At 59.9% G+C, this 12,726-nt stretch carries 17 protein-coding genes; 7 read left to right on the forward strand and 10 right to left on the reverse strand.

Annotated features, from left to right (window positions below):
* Positions 1-120 precede the first annotated feature (120 nt).
* Positions 121-744, forward strand: coding sequence for a LysE family translocator (locus ACJ8HA_RS07480; RefSeq protein ID WP_442515278.1), 624 nt, complete (start codon positions 121-123; stop codon positions 742-744).
* Here ACJ8HA_RS07480 and ACJ8HA_RS07485 read toward each other — a convergent pair.
* The 3 genes from ACJ8HA_RS07485 to ACJ8HA_RS07495 form a co-directional block, all read right to left on the reverse strand.
* Positions 734-1,378, reverse strand: coding sequence for a Qnr family pentapeptide repeat protein (locus ACJ8HA_RS07485; RefSeq protein ID WP_025302545.1), 645 nt, complete (start codon positions 1,376-1,378; stop codon positions 734-736). The two genes, ACJ8HA_RS07480 and ACJ8HA_RS07485, sit on opposite strands and share 11 nt — an antisense overlap.
* Positions 1,379-1,453: 75 nt before the next feature.
* Positions 1,454-2,527: an SMP-30/gluconolactonase/LRE family protein gene (locus ACJ8HA_RS07490; RefSeq protein ID WP_060447693.1), complete on the reverse strand. Its 1,074-nt coding sequence runs from the start codon at positions 2,525-2,527 to the stop codon at positions 1,454-1,456.
* A 153-nt stretch (positions 2,528-2,680) separates the two neighbouring features.
* Positions 2,681-2,890, reverse strand: a complete 210-nt coding sequence (locus ACJ8HA_RS07495; protein WP_004941260.1) for a hypothetical protein — start codon at positions 2,888-2,890, stop codon at positions 2,681-2,683.
* A gap of 141 nt (positions 2,891-3,031) precedes the next feature.
* Between ACJ8HA_RS07495 and ACJ8HA_RS07500 the strand changes: the two genes are divergently transcribed.
* Positions 3,032-3,382 carry a GFA family protein gene (locus tag ACJ8HA_RS07500; protein ID WP_047575702.1) on the forward strand — a complete coding sequence of 117 codons (351 nt, stop codon included), beginning with the start codon at positions 3,032-3,034 and terminating at the stop codon, positions 3,380-3,382.
* Between the two features lie 13 nt (positions 3,383-3,395).
* Here ACJ8HA_RS07500 and ACJ8HA_RS07505 read toward each other — a convergent pair whose 3' ends face one another.
* The 5 genes from ACJ8HA_RS07505 to ACJ8HA_RS07525 all read right to left on the reverse strand — a co-directional run bounded on the left by ACJ8HA_RS07505 (position 3,396) and on the right by ACJ8HA_RS07525 (position 7,770).
* Entirely contained in the window at positions 3,396-4,568 is a 1,173-nt protein-coding gene (locus ACJ8HA_RS07505) for a Gfo/Idh/MocA family protein (RefSeq protein WP_325976061.1), read from the reverse strand.
* 14 nt (positions 4,569-4,582) lie between these two features.
* Entirely contained in the window at positions 4,583-5,506 is a 924-nt protein-coding gene (locus tag ACJ8HA_RS07510; RefSeq protein ID WP_164067585.1) for a TIM barrel protein, read from the reverse strand.
* Between the two features lie 186 nt (positions 5,507-5,692).
* Complete coding sequence (locus tag ACJ8HA_RS07515) at positions 5,693-6,724, reverse strand: LacI family DNA-binding transcriptional regulator (protein ID WP_089180813.1); 1,032 nt, start codon at positions 6,722-6,724, stop codon at positions 5,693-5,695.
* Between the two features lie 72 nt (positions 6,725-6,796).
* The gene (locus ACJ8HA_RS07520) at positions 6,797-7,213 is read right to left on the reverse strand and encodes a DUF2000 domain-containing protein (protein WP_004941246.1); all 417 of its coding nucleotides are present in this window, start codon (positions 7,211-7,213) and stop codon (positions 6,797-6,799) included.
* A gap of 98 nt (positions 7,214-7,311) precedes the next feature.
* Positions 7,312-7,770, reverse strand: a complete 459-nt coding sequence (locus ACJ8HA_RS07525; protein WP_043141449.1) for a hypothetical protein — start codon at positions 7,768-7,770, stop codon at positions 7,312-7,314.
* A gap of 233 nt (positions 7,771-8,003) precedes the next feature.
* Between ACJ8HA_RS07525 and ACJ8HA_RS07530 the strand changes: the two genes are divergently transcribed.
* Complete coding sequence (locus ACJ8HA_RS07530) at positions 8,004-9,215, forward strand: MFS transporter (RefSeq protein WP_089195804.1); 1,212 nt, start codon at positions 8,004-8,006, stop codon at positions 9,213-9,215.
* Positions 9,216-9,279: 64 nt separating this feature from the next.
* Here ACJ8HA_RS07530 and ACJ8HA_RS07535 read toward each other — a convergent pair whose 3' ends face one another.
* Positions 9,280-9,417 carry a hypothetical protein gene (locus ACJ8HA_RS07535; RefSeq protein WP_162837928.1) on the reverse strand — a complete coding sequence of 46 codons (138 nt, stop codon included), beginning with the start codon at positions 9,415-9,417 and terminating at the stop codon, positions 9,280-9,282.
* Positions 9,418-9,711: 294 nt separating this feature from the next.
* Here ACJ8HA_RS07535 and ACJ8HA_RS07540 point away from each other — a divergent pair, with 294 nt between their 5' ends.
* Positions 9,712-10,830: an AI-2E family transporter gene (locus ACJ8HA_RS07540; RefSeq protein ID WP_025302537.1), complete on the forward strand. Its 1,119-nt coding sequence runs from the start codon at positions 9,712-9,714 to the stop codon at positions 10,828-10,830.
* Positions 10,831-10,923: 93 nt separating this feature from the next.
* Complete coding sequence (locus ACJ8HA_RS07545) at positions 10,924-11,136, forward strand: hypothetical protein (protein ID WP_025302536.1); 213 nt, start codon at positions 10,924-10,926, stop codon at positions 11,134-11,136.
* Here ACJ8HA_RS07545 and ACJ8HA_RS07550 read toward each other — a convergent pair.
* On the reverse strand, positions 11,133-11,552 hold the full coding sequence (locus ACJ8HA_RS07550) for a GNAT family N-acetyltransferase (RefSeq protein ID WP_164099523.1): 420 nt from the start codon (positions 11,550-11,552) through the stop codon (positions 11,133-11,135). The two genes, ACJ8HA_RS07545 and ACJ8HA_RS07550, sit on opposite strands and share 4 nt — an antisense overlap.
* A gap of 146 nt (positions 11,553-11,698) precedes the next feature.
* Here ACJ8HA_RS07550 and ACJ8HA_RS07555 point away from each other — a divergent pair, with 146 nt between their 5' ends.
* On the forward strand, positions 11,699-11,989 hold the full coding sequence (locus ACJ8HA_RS07555) for a hypothetical protein (protein WP_442515279.1): 291 nt from the start codon (positions 11,699-11,701) through the stop codon (positions 11,987-11,989).
* Positions 11,990-12,157: 168 nt separating this feature from the next.
* Positions 12,158-12,694, forward strand: a complete 537-nt coding sequence (locus tag ACJ8HA_RS07560) for a GNAT family N-acetyltransferase (protein WP_025302533.1) — start codon at positions 12,158-12,160, stop codon at positions 12,692-12,694.
* Positions 12,695-12,726 lie beyond the last annotated feature (32 nt).

Here is a 12,726-nt window from a genome sequence, read left to right on the forward strand (position 1 = left end):
CGCAAAAGGCCGCTGACGCCTGTCGCTACGGGCAGGTAAAAAAAGGTTTCACCCTGCTGGATTATATCGGCGATTCATTATAAAACTAAGGCTAACTCGCTGCTTACAGGCCGTTAACCGATGATCGATATGCCAGCCGTGCTCGCCGTTTTCACCGTCTATATCGTTGGCGTGGTGATCCCCGGCCCCAATTTTGTCGCCGTCGCCCACAAAGCCGTTTCCGCGCGCCACAGCGAGGCTTTCGCTCTGGTGGCGGGCATTGTCTTGGTCAACCTGTTCTGGGCGAGCAGCGCCCTGCTCGGCGTCGGTATAATTTTCGCCTTGTTCCCCTGGTTGGCGCTAGCGGTAAAAGTGGCCGGCGCAGGTTATTTGATTTGGTTCGGTTATCGGCTGATCGCCCATGCAGCTCCCGGCTCAGGGGTTATCGGCGCGGCGGGTGGGGTGAACTCCGGCTTCAGATCGGCATTCTTGCAAGGGGTCGCCACCAACATCGCCAACCCCAAATCCGTCGCCTTTTACGCCGCGGTGTTTTCGTCGGCGGCGCCTGCCCATGTCTCCATGCCCACCTTCGCCGCCATGCTGCTGGAGGTCGCGGTAGTCGCTAGCCTGTGGTATGGCCTGGTGGCGCTGGTGCTGTCGCACGCGCCGATCGCCAGCGCCTACCGACGCAGTAAAGCCTGGATCGATCGCGCCTGCGGCGTGCTGATCATCAGCCTGGGCATCAGGCAGCTCTTCAGCCGATGATCGCGATCCCGAGCCGCTCCAACAGCTGCGCGGCCTGGTGGCTGTCCATTTTGACGCCCTGCAGATCGGTAGTGCGCAAATCCAACTCGCCCAGTTCCGCGTTGCTCAAATCACACTGGGTGACGTCGGCGGCACGCCAGTCGAAACCGGAGAATTCGCCGCCGGACAGATCGGAGCCGCTGAAGCTGGCGCCGAGCACCTGTGCGCCGTGCCAGCGGTTTTCCCACAGCTCGCATTTCTCCAGCACCACCTTGGCGAAGTTGGCATAGCTCAGGTTGCTTTTGGTGATATAGGCGCTGCAAAACCAGGTGCGGCTGGTGATCATGTTCATAAAGCTGGTGCCGCGAAAATCGGCGCCCTGCGCGCGGCATTCGCGGATCTCGATGCCCAACGCGTTGGCATGACGAAAATCGGCCATCGATAAATCACAGCTTTTAAAACTCGCGTCTTTCAGTATCGCGCGGCTGAAGTTGCCGCCCTGTCGGCTGTCGCGATCGTAGAATTGGCAGCCGATAAATTCGGTGCCGGTCAGATCGGCACCCGAAAAATCACACAGCATAAAGCTGCCGTTTTCAATCTTCTCGCCGGTAAAGCGGTTACGTTCGATCTTCTCACCCTTCAGCGCCAGGCTCATTGCAACACCCCTGTTTATTTATACAGTCAGGGCAGCATTTAATCCTATTCCGACAAGGTTGGCAACCGTCATCGATCAGCGTGCCTCAGCTGCAGGCCGTGCTAACGCCACCTTGACGATGCTGAACGTCCTGATGCTCTCCGCCTGAGCGACGTCAGCAAACAGTTTGGGGTAACGGGAGTTGACCACCCACACCTCGCCATCGCGCAACGCGGCGCCGGTCGGCCCATCCAATCCCGGCGGCGTGGCGACCGCGGCGACATGGGCGCTGGCCCAGCCGTCGGCCGAGGCGAGCAGCGTCACGTCGCCGGACATGCTCCCCTTTTCAGCCGGAAAAGACTGTACGATCACCAATTCGTTGGCGTTTTTGAGCCGCAGCCCGTCCGGCCCTTTCAGCCGATGCGGCAGCCTGATTTCACTTATCGCAGGCGTGTTATCCAGCGTCACCTTCCACAGCAGCCCGCGGGTGTAGTCCGACGCAATCAGGTAGCCATCCGGGTGATAGACGATGCCGTTGAGATAAGGCTGTGTGCCCTGCGCAGCGGCGGGTGCGTCGGCGGGCAGCAGAAGCGATGAGCGCACCAGGATCGACACGTGGCGCGTTGCCCGGTCGATCTTGTAAATCTGCGGCTGGAAGCTGTCGGTTACGTAGATATTGCCCTGCGCATCGAGCGTCAGATCGTTGGCCAGCGTCGGCCCACGGCTTAACGATGAGAGATCGTACGTCTGCTGCAGCGCGCCGGTATCGAGATTGAACTCCAGCACCTGCGCCACGCGATTGCGCGTGCCAGGGGCTGAATGGAGGGAGACGCCCACGTCTTCGTTGCATACCAGCACCCGGTTGCGCTCGGTGTCCACCAGCATGCCGGAGGTGGTAATCAGTCCCTTGTCGGTGGAAAACCGCCGATAGCGGCCATCCGGGTAGACCAGGCCCAGCTGGCCACCGCGCAGGGAGGAGATCAGGAACGCACCGGCGCGCGGCTCCCAGGCGATGCCCTCAGGGTAGGCGCCGGCGGGATCCGGCGAAAACTCGATGCGTTGCGTGGCCTGCGCCTGCATAACGACGCCGAGAAGCAGTGTGGCGCCGGCCAGCTGGGTGACGCGCCGGCGGCGCAACAATAAGAAAGACAAGAGACTGAAGCGGAACATGAGCATGACCCTGATGAGGACTCGGATCGCTAGAGTAGGATCGCGCCGCTTACGGCACCAGCCGGGAAAAAGGCAATGCGCCACTAAAAAAATCGCAGTAATCAGCGCAAAAAAAAACCGCCCGATGCGGGCGGTTGAGGTGACGGCGAACCGTTACTTCAGAGCTTCCTGAATGGCGTCGGCCATTGGGCCGATGTGCTTTTCCGCCGCTTTCAGCTGGAAGTCCACGCCGTTGCCATCGTTGGTATCCGACAGCGTGGCCTTGATCAGTTCCAGCGCCGCCTGCACCGCCACCAGCCGTTTGTGCTGTTCGTCCGTGACCGGTTCGGCGCCCATATTGGCCGGATAGTAATGTTCTAACATCGCGATCTCCTTTTGATGACGTTAACCTCTAACCTACCAGAAAACCGCGCATTTACTAAGGAAACCAAGCCGGGCGCGGCCGAGTGACGATAAATTGCACTATACTGGGCAAACACTCCCCCCTGATACAGGATCATCGCCATGTCATTCCAGGGAAGCTGCCACTGTGGCGCCGTCACCTTCTCCGTAGACGCCGAACTGCCCACTGAAGCCCTCAGCTGCAACTGTTCTATTTGCCGCCGCAAAGGGCTGCTGCTGTCGTTCTTCCCCATCAGCGCTTTCACGCTCAACAGCGGTCAGGACCAGCTCAGCACTTACACTTTCAATCACCACAGGATCCGCCATCAGTTCTGCCGGACCTGCGGTGCCCAGCCCTTCGCCTACGGTACCGCGCCGGACGGCGCCGCGATGTGCGCCGTTAACCTGCGCTGCGTGCCTGACGTCGCGCTGGATGCGTTACAGATCCACCGCTACGACGGGGCCAGCGTCTGAGCGAATCGCGCACTCAGTCGAAGGTAACCCAGCCGGCGTCGGTTTCAGCGGATTGCACGCAGCGCGCCACCCACTTCACGCCCAGTGCGCCGGCCTGCACGTCCGGGTACCAGAAGTCGGCCAGGAAGGCCGCGTCGCGCCGATCGGTGGCGTCCATCGCCAGCGCGAAGCGGCGGTAGAGATTCGACCAGGCTTCAAACAACCCCTCCGCATGACCGCCGCCGATGCGATCGTCCGCCAACGCCGGCGCATCGAGATAGGGCATGCCGCGCTCCAGGATCCGCACCGGCTCGCCCTGCACTTCGAAGCGTAGCTGATTGGGTTGTTCATCCCACCACTCCAGGCTAGCCTTTTCACCGACGATGCGCACCTTTTGACCGTGCATCGAACCGCAGTTGACCGCCGAACACCACACGGAGCCGACGGCGCCGTTGTGATACTCCATCAGCACATAGGCGTTGTCCTCCAACGGCGCGCGCGACGACACAAAGCTTTGCCGGCTGCAGATCAACCGCCGGATCTTCAGCTGCGGCGCCATGGTTTCCGCCAGAAACAGCGTGTGGGTCGCCAGATCGCCCAGCACATAGCTGGGGCCGACAAAGCGCGGATCGACCCGCCAGCGAGTGCTGGGATTATCCTGCTCCACCGGCGCGGCGTGAAAGCCGTGAGCGAACTGCATATTCACCAGCCGGATTTCCCCCAGACGGCCATCGGCAATCATCTGCCGGGCCTGTAAAATCATCTGGTGCCCGGCATAGCCGTAGGTCACGCCGATGACTTTGCGCTGCCGCTCGCACAACGCCGCCAGCGCCTGCGCCTCATCGACGCTGAAACACAGCGGCTTCTCGCACACCACGTGCAATCCCGCCTCCAGCGCCGCCCGGCAAATGGCGTAATGGGTGTTGTTCGGCGTGGCGATCGAGACCGCTTCAATGCCGTCCGCCCGCGCGGCTTCGGCGCGGAACATCTCGGCATAATCCGCATAACAGCGCTCCGCCACCACGCCCAGGCTCCGACCAAAATCACGCCCGCGTTCGGCGTCAATGTCAAACGCGCCGGCCAACAGAGTAAACGCGCCGTCGCGCAAGGCCGCCGAACGGTGGATGTAACCTATCTGGCTGGTGCCGCCGCCGCCGACCATGCCCCAACGCAACGATCTCGCCAAAGGTTTGCTGCCGTTGATCATCGTGTTTCTCCTGATTAAAAGCCGAGGCCGCGCAAGTAGCGCAAGCTGGCGGTGACGTCCTGCAGGCTGCCCTGCACATTGCGCGGATCGCGTTCCTGCTCGATAGTGATCCAGCCCCGGTATCCGCGCTCGGCCAACAGCGCGCGCAGCTGCGGATAATCGATCGCCCCGCAGCCCAACGGGCACATGACACCCTCGGCGCAGGCGGTGAAAAAATCGACGCCGCGCGCCAGCACCTCGCGGAACACCAGCGGATCGACGTCTTTAAAGTGCAGATAATCGAGACGTTCAAAGTGCTTGCTCAGCCAGGCCGCCGGGTCCAGCCCGGCGTAATACAGATGGCCGGTATCCAGGCACAATCCGGCGGTGTAATGCGGAATGTCCGCCGCCAACCGGTCGATTTCGTCGGCGAACTCGATACAGCCGCCGGCGTGCGGATGCACCACCGGCCGCACGCCGTATTCCCGCCAGGCCAGTTCGCTGATGCGCGTAATGTGCCCGATCATCCTCTGCCACTCTGCCTGCGACAAACGCGGCGCTAAATCTGAGCGCCCGGCGAACCTGGCGCGTTGCGGATTGCCGAAATCGATAATCACCAAGAACGGCGGCGCGGCGCGATCGCCCTCGGTCGGCTCCGCCCTGGGCGCCCGCGAGAGGTTGCGGCATATCCGATGAGTCAGGGCCAGCAGGCGCTCAATGTTCGCCTCGCTGACCAGATCGTCAAAAATCGTGCCGGCCACCAGCGACAGACGATGCTGCTCCAGCGCGGCGCACAGCGCCTCGCTCTGCGTCGGCAAATAGCCCCACGGCCCCAGCTCGATGCTGCGGTAGCCGGCCGACGACGCTTCTTGCAGAACCGTGGCGTAGGGCGGTAAATGGGGATTGTTTGGGTCATCCACGCCCCAACTGCAGGGCGCATTGGCGATAGGCAAAGTCATGGCGACGGCTCCTTTCTTGCGGGGAATGCCGGCAGTATCAAACAAAAATTCCAAAACCATCAATAATGAAAATTTTATTTTTTGATAGAGATCGCGCTATTTTTGATGAATTATTTGATAGTTTTTAATCAAATTGAGGCGACGCCTGACTGCGCCATGACCTCGGCAAACACCACTCAGCGGCCGTCAGAGGTTTTCTTTGGTGATCACATCGAAGCGATTAATGATGTGGCGTAATCCCGGTTGTTCATCGGCAGCGAGCAGCGTCTCGACAATCGTGGCGGCCAACTCAGAAATGCGGTGACACAGCAACAGATCCACCGTGCCGTCGAGCAGCGCCATTTCACCGCCCTGCACCGGGCCGTGGCACACCAGCGTGATGTCGCGCTGCCGGCCGCTCTCTCGTAACGCCTGAATAATGCCCTCTACACCGCCGCTCGGCGCGTACAGCGCCGCCAGCTCCGGGTGGTTCGCCAGCAGTTCACGCGTGACCCGGCGCGCCGTTTCCGCGTCCTCGAGGCTGCGCACCGGTTCCAGCACACGCTGGCCGCTCATCTGCTCACGCAGGTAGGAGCGAAAACCGATCTCGCAGGCTTCCTGGCAAGTAAAACGGTTGTCGCCGATGATCACGCCAACATCTCCCTGACGCCGGCACAGACGGTCCACCGCCCAACCGGCGGTGCGGCCCGCTTTTTGATTATCCAGACCGATGTAGCCGGCGCGGCTGGGCACCGATAAATCCGACAGCAGCGCGAAAACGTTGATGCCCGCCTGCGCGGCTTCTTCTACGGCATAGTGGATCAGGGGGTGATCCAGCGCCAACACGCCGATCGCGTCCACCTGGCGGCTCAATTGGCTAATGGCGGCGGCGGTATCGCCGATGGCATTGAGAGAGTGGAAGATGAACTGCGGCGGCTGCCCCGGCTCATGATACGGCGCCGCTTGCACCATCAGTTCATCAGCCAGTTGCGCATAGAAAGAGTGTTCGCGCCGCAGTAGGATGAACCCCATTCTCAGGCGGCGTTCCGGCCTGCCCAGCACCGCCGACAGGCAGTGGGACTTTTCCAACGCGAACCCCAACTTTTTCGCCGCCTCAATCACCCGGCGCTGGGTGGCGGGCCGCACCGACGCGCGTTGGTTGATCACCCGATCGACGGTGGCGATGCCGACCCGCGCCTCTCTGGCGATGGCCGCCATGGTGGTTTTCTTGCCGCTCATGTTCATCTCCATCAACGATTTGATGGAAAAATATCATAGACGTTGCCGCCCCTGATGTGATGCCGTTCGCGATTAACGGTAGACGGAGAACTTCTTGGTAAGCGGTTTAAGCTGTTCAGTGTCGCCGTAGAGCGCCACCGCCACGAAGTCCAACTGCTCGTAGGGGGTATTGGCGGTGTCGGCGATCTGCTGCTCGGCGGAGTGCGACAGCATGGTGGTGGTGAAGAAGTTGGACAGCACGCCCTCCTCCTTGCACTTGAGGATCAGGTTGCTGAGCTGGCTGCTGTTCTTGGCCTGCAGGATGACGATCGGGTAGTGGCTCATATTGGCGCTGACGCCGTCGAGGCTGCTCGGGTAGTGGTGAAACTCGCGCTGCTCGATAAGATCGGTGATGCCCGCCGTCAGATGGCAGGAGGCGTTAAACAGAGTGGCCGGTTCGTGGTTGCGGTTGAGGATGATGTAGAATTTTTTCTCGTTATCGCTGTACATACTCTTCTCCTTGAATAGACAACCCTTTTTACCCAAGCCAAGGGCGGTTTTCAAGGCGAGATAAGGGCCGCGTCCGGCCCCGTGATGACGTTTCAGCCTCAGATCCCGCCTTCGCCCGGGCCCAGCGGCTGCGCCACCTGATGCAGCACGGTGATGTTCTGCAGGATAGTGCCGCCGTCAATCGGTTTCATCTGGCCGTCGCGATCTTTATAGTGCGTCGGTTTGGCGCCGTGGAAGAACAGGCCAGCGTTAACCTGCACGCCCAGATAGCCTGCGCTGGCCGGCAGGCGCTGCACGTCGGTCCAGGGGTTGGAAACCGGCACGTACTGGAAGCCCTCGCCCGTCTTGGCGTATAGCGGGCGCAGCAGCGTGACAAAGGCCATCATCGGCGACAGCGCTTCTTTAAAGATCTGCACCGGCCGATCGACCGTCATCAAGAAACCCTGCGGTTGCTCCTCAACCGTGTCGAGGCTCAGGCTGCTGCTGATATCATCACCCCGGCCGCCATAGCTCCACTCCATCACCGGCGCTCCATTTTCATTCATCATCTCTGACATACACTGCTCCTTATAAATAAAATTGATCGGGCACGCTCGCTGCGTGCCGGAACAGTAAACCGCTGAACGGACACCCGCGTCCACGCAGGGTGGTACGCTGGCGAACCAAACAACGAGGTGCGCAAAAATAAAGCTCGAAATGAATAATTTCTCCGCGTGATAGCGCAGCATTTGAACGACGTCTGTCATGGCGCAGACGCATAGTGAGGGCGTTACCGCCTCTGGAGAGTGTTATGACCGCGATTAAACCGGACGCCATCGACCGCGTCCTTCCCGCCGCTACGCCCTGGCTAGCCGTCATCAACGTGCTGTTCGCCGGCATCGCCGCGGCGCTGCACGTAGGTAAGGCCACCATCGCGCTACCGGCGCTGCAGGCCGAATTCGGCCGTTCGCTCGAAACGCTGAGCTGGGTCATCTCGGCCTTTCCTTTCGTCGGGGTGTTCGGCGGCATCGCCGCCGGGCTGCTGGTGCGCCGCTGGGGCGATCGGCGCCTGCTGGCGGCGGGGTTACTGATCGTCAGCGCCGCCAGCTTTACCGGCGCCACGCTGCACGACTTCAACGGATTGATCGTCAGCCGCTTTGTCGAAGGCCTCGGCTTCGTGATCGTGGTGGTCGCCTCGCCGGCGGTGCTGAACCGCATCGTCGCCCCGGCGCAGCGCAGCCTGGTGTTCGGCATCTGGAGCACCTTCATGCCGGCGGGCATCGCCATTTCATTGTTTTTCGGCCCCCATCTCGCCGGCTGGCAACAGAGTTGGCAGGCCGGTGCGGCGTTGACGCTGCTGGCCGCCCTGCTGCTGCCGCTGACCACGCCCCGACGCGCCGCCAAGACGCGCGTTCCGCCGTTGCAGCTGCGGCATGCGCTGGGCGCGATGCTGCGGGCACGCCAACCGCTGTTGCTGGCGCTGATGTTCACCACTTACAACCTGCAGTTTTTCTCGGTGATGACCTTTCTGCCGATCTTCCTGATGCAGCGCATCGGCCTGTCGCTAGCGGCCGCCGGCGGCATCAGCGCAGCGGCGGTGGCGGCGAACATCATCGGCAACCTCGCCGCCGGGTTCTTGCTGTCGCGCGGTCTGCGGGCCGGTAGCCTGCTCGCGGCTACCAGCCTGGTCATCGGCATCTTCGGCATCGGCATTTTCCTGCCGATGACGCCCAACGGCCTGCTGATCCCACTGTGTTTCCTGTTCTGCGCCATCGCTGGCATGCTGCCCGCCACCATTCTGGCCGCCACGCCGGCGGCGACGCCGGAGCCCACGCTGTTGCCGCTGAGCCTGGGGCTGGTGATGCAAGGGAACTATCTCGGCCAGGTGATCGGCCCGGTCGCGCTGAGCGCCATCGTGGCCGCAGCCGGTTGGGCGGCGCCGGCGTGGCTGGTGCTGGCGGCGGCCCTGTTGGGGGCACTGTTGGCGCTGGCTTTTCTCAGCAGGCGGCATAATGCAGGGTGATAAGCAGAAAAGTCGTTCTGTTTGTTATAAGCGGTGCTGAATTTTCCCTGGTGCAGGTGCCTGCCTATCGCGAAGGATAAGGCCAATGATGATCGAGACCCGACAATGACAAGGCGCCAGTGGCCGCGAAATACACCAGCAGGCCGGCAAAGGCGATCAGTAGCGTTTTCTCGATGACACCGAGTCGTTTGTGTTCAGTCATTTGCATACTCCTTCGTGATATCGGACGAAAGGCCGCCCTCCTAAAAACTAGGAAAGCCTGGCGCAGGCGGCAAGCGCGGCTCACAAAATGAAACACAATCGATAAATTTTGTTAATTATTTAGCCCTCTTTCTTTTCTCGCGCCGCCGCCTGTTCACCCTGCAGCGCCCGCCTTTCCCTTAGTAACCCTATGGTATACGCCGTTAAAAATCCCCTACCGGTTAAGCAAAGGTGATGATAGTGTTGTTTTCATTCAGTTCATCTATGCTGAAAATTCATCTTTTGAGGGACGACTATGATGTCTAAAGGCATTTCCAAGGGATTCTTTATTCTGATCCTGTTCATCGTTACCGCCGCCTTTCTCGACGTGCTGGGGCCTTATTACTCCTCAGTGCTGTGGGCGGTTATTCTGGCGGTGATTTTCCATCCGGTGAAAAAGAAGTTGAAGCAGTACGTCGGCGAACGCAACGGCGTAGTGTCGCTGCTGACGGTGGCGCTGATCTGTCTGATCGTGTTCACGCCGTTGGCGATCATCGCCTCATCGCTGGCGATGGAATTCAACGTGATCTACACCAAGCTGCAAACCAACAACAGCCAATTGCCGACCATGCTGGCGGACTTTATGCGTCACCTGCCCGGCTGGGCGCAGCGCTTCCTGGCGGAGCATAACCTCAACAGCGCCGCCGAGATCCAAAAGCAGCTTTCCGACGTGGCGCTCAAGGGCGGGCAATATCTGGCGGGCAGCGTCTTCCTGATCGGCAAAGGCACCTTCAACTTCGTCGTCGGCTTCGGCGTGATGCTCTACCTGCTGTTCTTCCTGCTGAAAGACGGCCCCTATCTGGTGAACCTGGCGCTCGAAGCGCTGCCGCTCTCCCAGCACGTGAAGCACCACCTGTTCGTGAAGTTCGCCGCCGTCTCCCGCGCCACCGTCAAGGGCACGGTGGTGGTCGCCGTGGTGCAAGGTGCGCTCGGCGGGCTGGCATTTTACTTTACCGGCATCGACGGCAGCCTGCTGTGGGGCGCGCTGATGGCGTTCCTGTCGATCATCCCGGCCGTGGGCTCCGCCATCATCTGGGTACCGGCGGTGATCTACTTCTTCGCCACCGGCATGCTGTGGAAAGCCATTTTCCTGGTGGTATTCTTCGTGGTGGTGATCGGCCTGGTGGACAACATTCTGCGCCCACTGCTGGTAGGCAAAGACACCAAAATGCCGGACTACCTGATCCTGATCTCCACCCTGGGCGGCATGGAGATTTACGGCATCAACGGCTTCGTCATCGGGCCCTTGATCGCCGCGCTGTTCATCGCCTGCTGGAACATCCTGTCCGGCCGCGACAGCGAGGAGAACATCGAAGAGATCGACGAAGAATTCATCGAGGAAGGCAAAAATCATCCCGACGCGGCGGCGGAGTAACCCTCTCGCAGCAAATCACACAGGGGCCCAATTGGGCCCCTTTTTTTGTCTGTGGTATCCTTGCCGCGCTTACAAGGAAGAACGGGTTTCGTTATGCTTATTTTTTACGCCACGCTGGCTATCGCCTTCACTCTGCTGTGCCTGTTAGCCTTTATCTATTGCGCCTATCAGCTGTCAAAGCACGGCGACGTCAAGTTTTTGGCCTCGCTTTCCGTGCTGCTCTTCGCGCTGCTGGCCTTCTATGCCGCTTATGGTTACGTCAGCACCTGGCTGCAACAGCAGGCGGTCGATGTCCGGCTGTATTAGCGCTGCGGGATGAAAAAGACCTGCTCCGGGTCGCCGTCATCGAGATTGTCAATTTGGCCGCTGGCGACAAACCCGGCGTTCAACAGCAGCCGCTGCATCGGCAGGTTGGAACGATTGGTGGAGGTGAACAGCTTCGGATGTCGGCAATGGGATTTCAACGCCGCAATCAGCGCCTGCCCGACGCCCCGGCGGCGATAGCGCTCGCCGACCATCAGCATCTCGACAAAGCCGCAGCCGAAGAAGTGATAGTGCAGCACACCGTAGCCCATCACCACGCCCCGTTCTTCGGCAAGATAGCAGACACTCTGTGCGCACCAGGTGCGGATCTGCGCCGTGCGCTGCGGCTCGTCTTCGGCGACGCTGTCGAGGGCGATCAGGGCTGCGGCATCGGTTTCAGTGGCAAGACGAACAAACATGTTTACCCCTTCATTCTGATGGGTGACGGCGACACCGCTTCAACGAAACGGCAACCGAAGCGGGATAACTTTTACATCCCCGCCGAATTTTGTAATCCTATTATAGAGTTACTAAAACACACGCCAAGGAAGGAAAGCTTTTCCCGATGAGAATACCGCAAATCTCCGCCGCCCTGCTGTTTACCCTGCTGCTGGCGGGCTGCCAGTTCCACAAAACCGTGTTCCCGCCGCCGTATACCGGCACCCCGCAAGAGATCAGCACCTACGAAGTGAAAGGGCTGACATTCGTCACCACCGTCACCTTCAGCGGCCTGTTCGCCGAAGATCTGGTGCGCGAATACGCACAGAAACATCACTATCGCTACTATGTGGTAACGATGCGCAGCAACGGTTTTAAAGATCGGGCCGAGCGCGTGAGCGCGATGATGTATCGGTAATACCAAACAAGTAGCCGGCGCGTTAAACCCAATGATAAAGTGATTTGCGACAAAGAGCTTGCCCGCACCTTAGCCGTAACCTTGTCATCTGCGCGCCAAGACGGGAAATTATCGCTCGTTCTCTCAGGGTAACATTACGATACGCTGCAACGCAGAAAAGGAACCGTTATGCCTTTACTCCCTGCCGTGCACATCGAAACCGAACGGTTGATATTACGTCCTCACAACCTGGCCGATTTCGATGCCTGGTATGCCATGTTTACAGATAAGGAACTGTTCAAATTTATCAGCGCCCCCAATCTTTCACCTGAAGACGGTTGGAATAGACTACTGCGCTATATTGGCCACTGGTCGGTTTTCGGCTATGGGCTGTTCGCCATATTTCGCAAAGTGGACGGACAGTTCCTGGGCGAGACCGGGTTGGCGGATTTTCATCGGGGTCTGGGCAATGACTTCGATGGGAGCCCTGAAGCCGCATGGATTATTGCCCGGGAGGCCCAAGGTCAGGGAGTCGCGCAAGAAGCGGCTGCCGCAGCGCATCAATGGATTGACAGCACGTTATCACCCGCTCAAACAGTTTGCCTTATCGGTGAAAACAATCGGCCTTCCGTTAAAATAGCTCAACATCTGGGTTACCAAATATTTGGCCAATGCGAATACAAAGGCGCATCTTGCTTAAAACTAAGACGGACAATAAAGACTTAAATCTAAATCCACCAGCCGCACAGGCTGGTGGA

It is taken from the genome of Serratia sp. CY33802 (assembly GCF_052169095.1).
Classification (GTDB): domain Bacteria; phylum Pseudomonadota; class Gammaproteobacteria; order Enterobacterales; family Enterobacteriaceae; genus Serratia; species Serratia bockelmannii.

Excerpts from the sequence above, each read along its gene's own strand:
- ACJ8HA_RS07480 (WP_442515278.1), top strand. The coding sequence starts at position 121 with ATGATCGATATGCCAGCCGTGCTCGCCGTTTTCACCGTCTATATCGTT.
- ACJ8HA_RS07485 (WP_025302545.1), bottom strand. The coding sequence starts at position 1,378 with ATGAGCCTGGCGCTGAAGGGTGAGAAGATCGAACGTAACCGCTTTACC.
- ACJ8HA_RS07490 (WP_060447693.1), bottom strand. The coding sequence starts at position 2,527 with ATGTTCCGCTTCAGTCTCTTGTCTTTCTTATTGTTGCGCCGCCGGCGC.
- ACJ8HA_RS07495 (WP_004941260.1), bottom strand. The coding sequence starts at position 2,890 with ATGTTAGAACATTACTATCCGGCCAATATGGGCGCCGAACCGGTCACG.
- ACJ8HA_RS07500 (WP_047575702.1), top strand. The coding sequence starts at position 3,032 with ATGTCATTCCAGGGAAGCTGCCACTGTGGCGCCGTCACCTTCTCCGTA.
- ACJ8HA_RS07505 (WP_325976061.1), bottom strand. The coding sequence starts at position 4,568 with ATGATCAACGGCAGCAAACCTTTGGCGAGATCGTTGCGTTGGGGCATG.
- ACJ8HA_RS07510 (WP_164067585.1), bottom strand. The coding sequence starts at position 5,506 with ATGACTTTGCCTATCGCCAATGCGCCCTGCAGTTGGGGCGTGGATGAC.
- ACJ8HA_RS07515 (WP_089180813.1), bottom strand. The coding sequence starts at position 6,724 with ATGAGCGGCAAGAAAACCACCATGGCGGCCATCGCCAGAGAGGCGCGG.
- ACJ8HA_RS07520 (WP_004941246.1), bottom strand. The coding sequence starts at position 7,213 with ATGTACAGCGATAACGAGAAAAAATTCTACATCATCCTCAACCGCAAC.
- ACJ8HA_RS07525 (WP_043141449.1), bottom strand. The coding sequence starts at position 7,770 with ATGTCAGAGATGATGAATGAAAATGGAGCGCCGGTGATGGAGTGGAGC.
- ACJ8HA_RS07530 (WP_089195804.1), top strand. The coding sequence starts at position 8,004 with ATGACCGCGATTAAACCGGACGCCATCGACCGCGTCCTTCCCGCCGCT.
- ACJ8HA_RS07535 (WP_162837928.1), bottom strand. The coding sequence starts at position 9,417 with ATGACTGAACACAAACGACTCGGTGTCATCGAGAAAACGCTACTGATC.
- ACJ8HA_RS07540 (WP_025302537.1), top strand. The coding sequence starts at position 9,712 with ATGATGTCTAAAGGCATTTCCAAGGGATTCTTTATTCTGATCCTGTTC.
- ACJ8HA_RS07545 (WP_025302536.1), top strand. The coding sequence starts at position 10,924 with ATGCTTATTTTTTACGCCACGCTGGCTATCGCCTTCACTCTGCTGTGC.
- ACJ8HA_RS07550 (WP_164099523.1), bottom strand. The coding sequence starts at position 11,552 with ATGTTTGTTCGTCTTGCCACTGAAACCGATGCCGCAGCCCTGATCGCC.
- ACJ8HA_RS07555 (WP_442515279.1), top strand. The coding sequence starts at position 11,699 with ATGAGAATACCGCAAATCTCCGCCGCCCTGCTGTTTACCCTGCTGCTG.
- ACJ8HA_RS07560 (WP_025302533.1), top strand. The coding sequence starts at position 12,158 with ATGCCTTTACTCCCTGCCGTGCACATCGAAACCGAACGGTTGATATTA.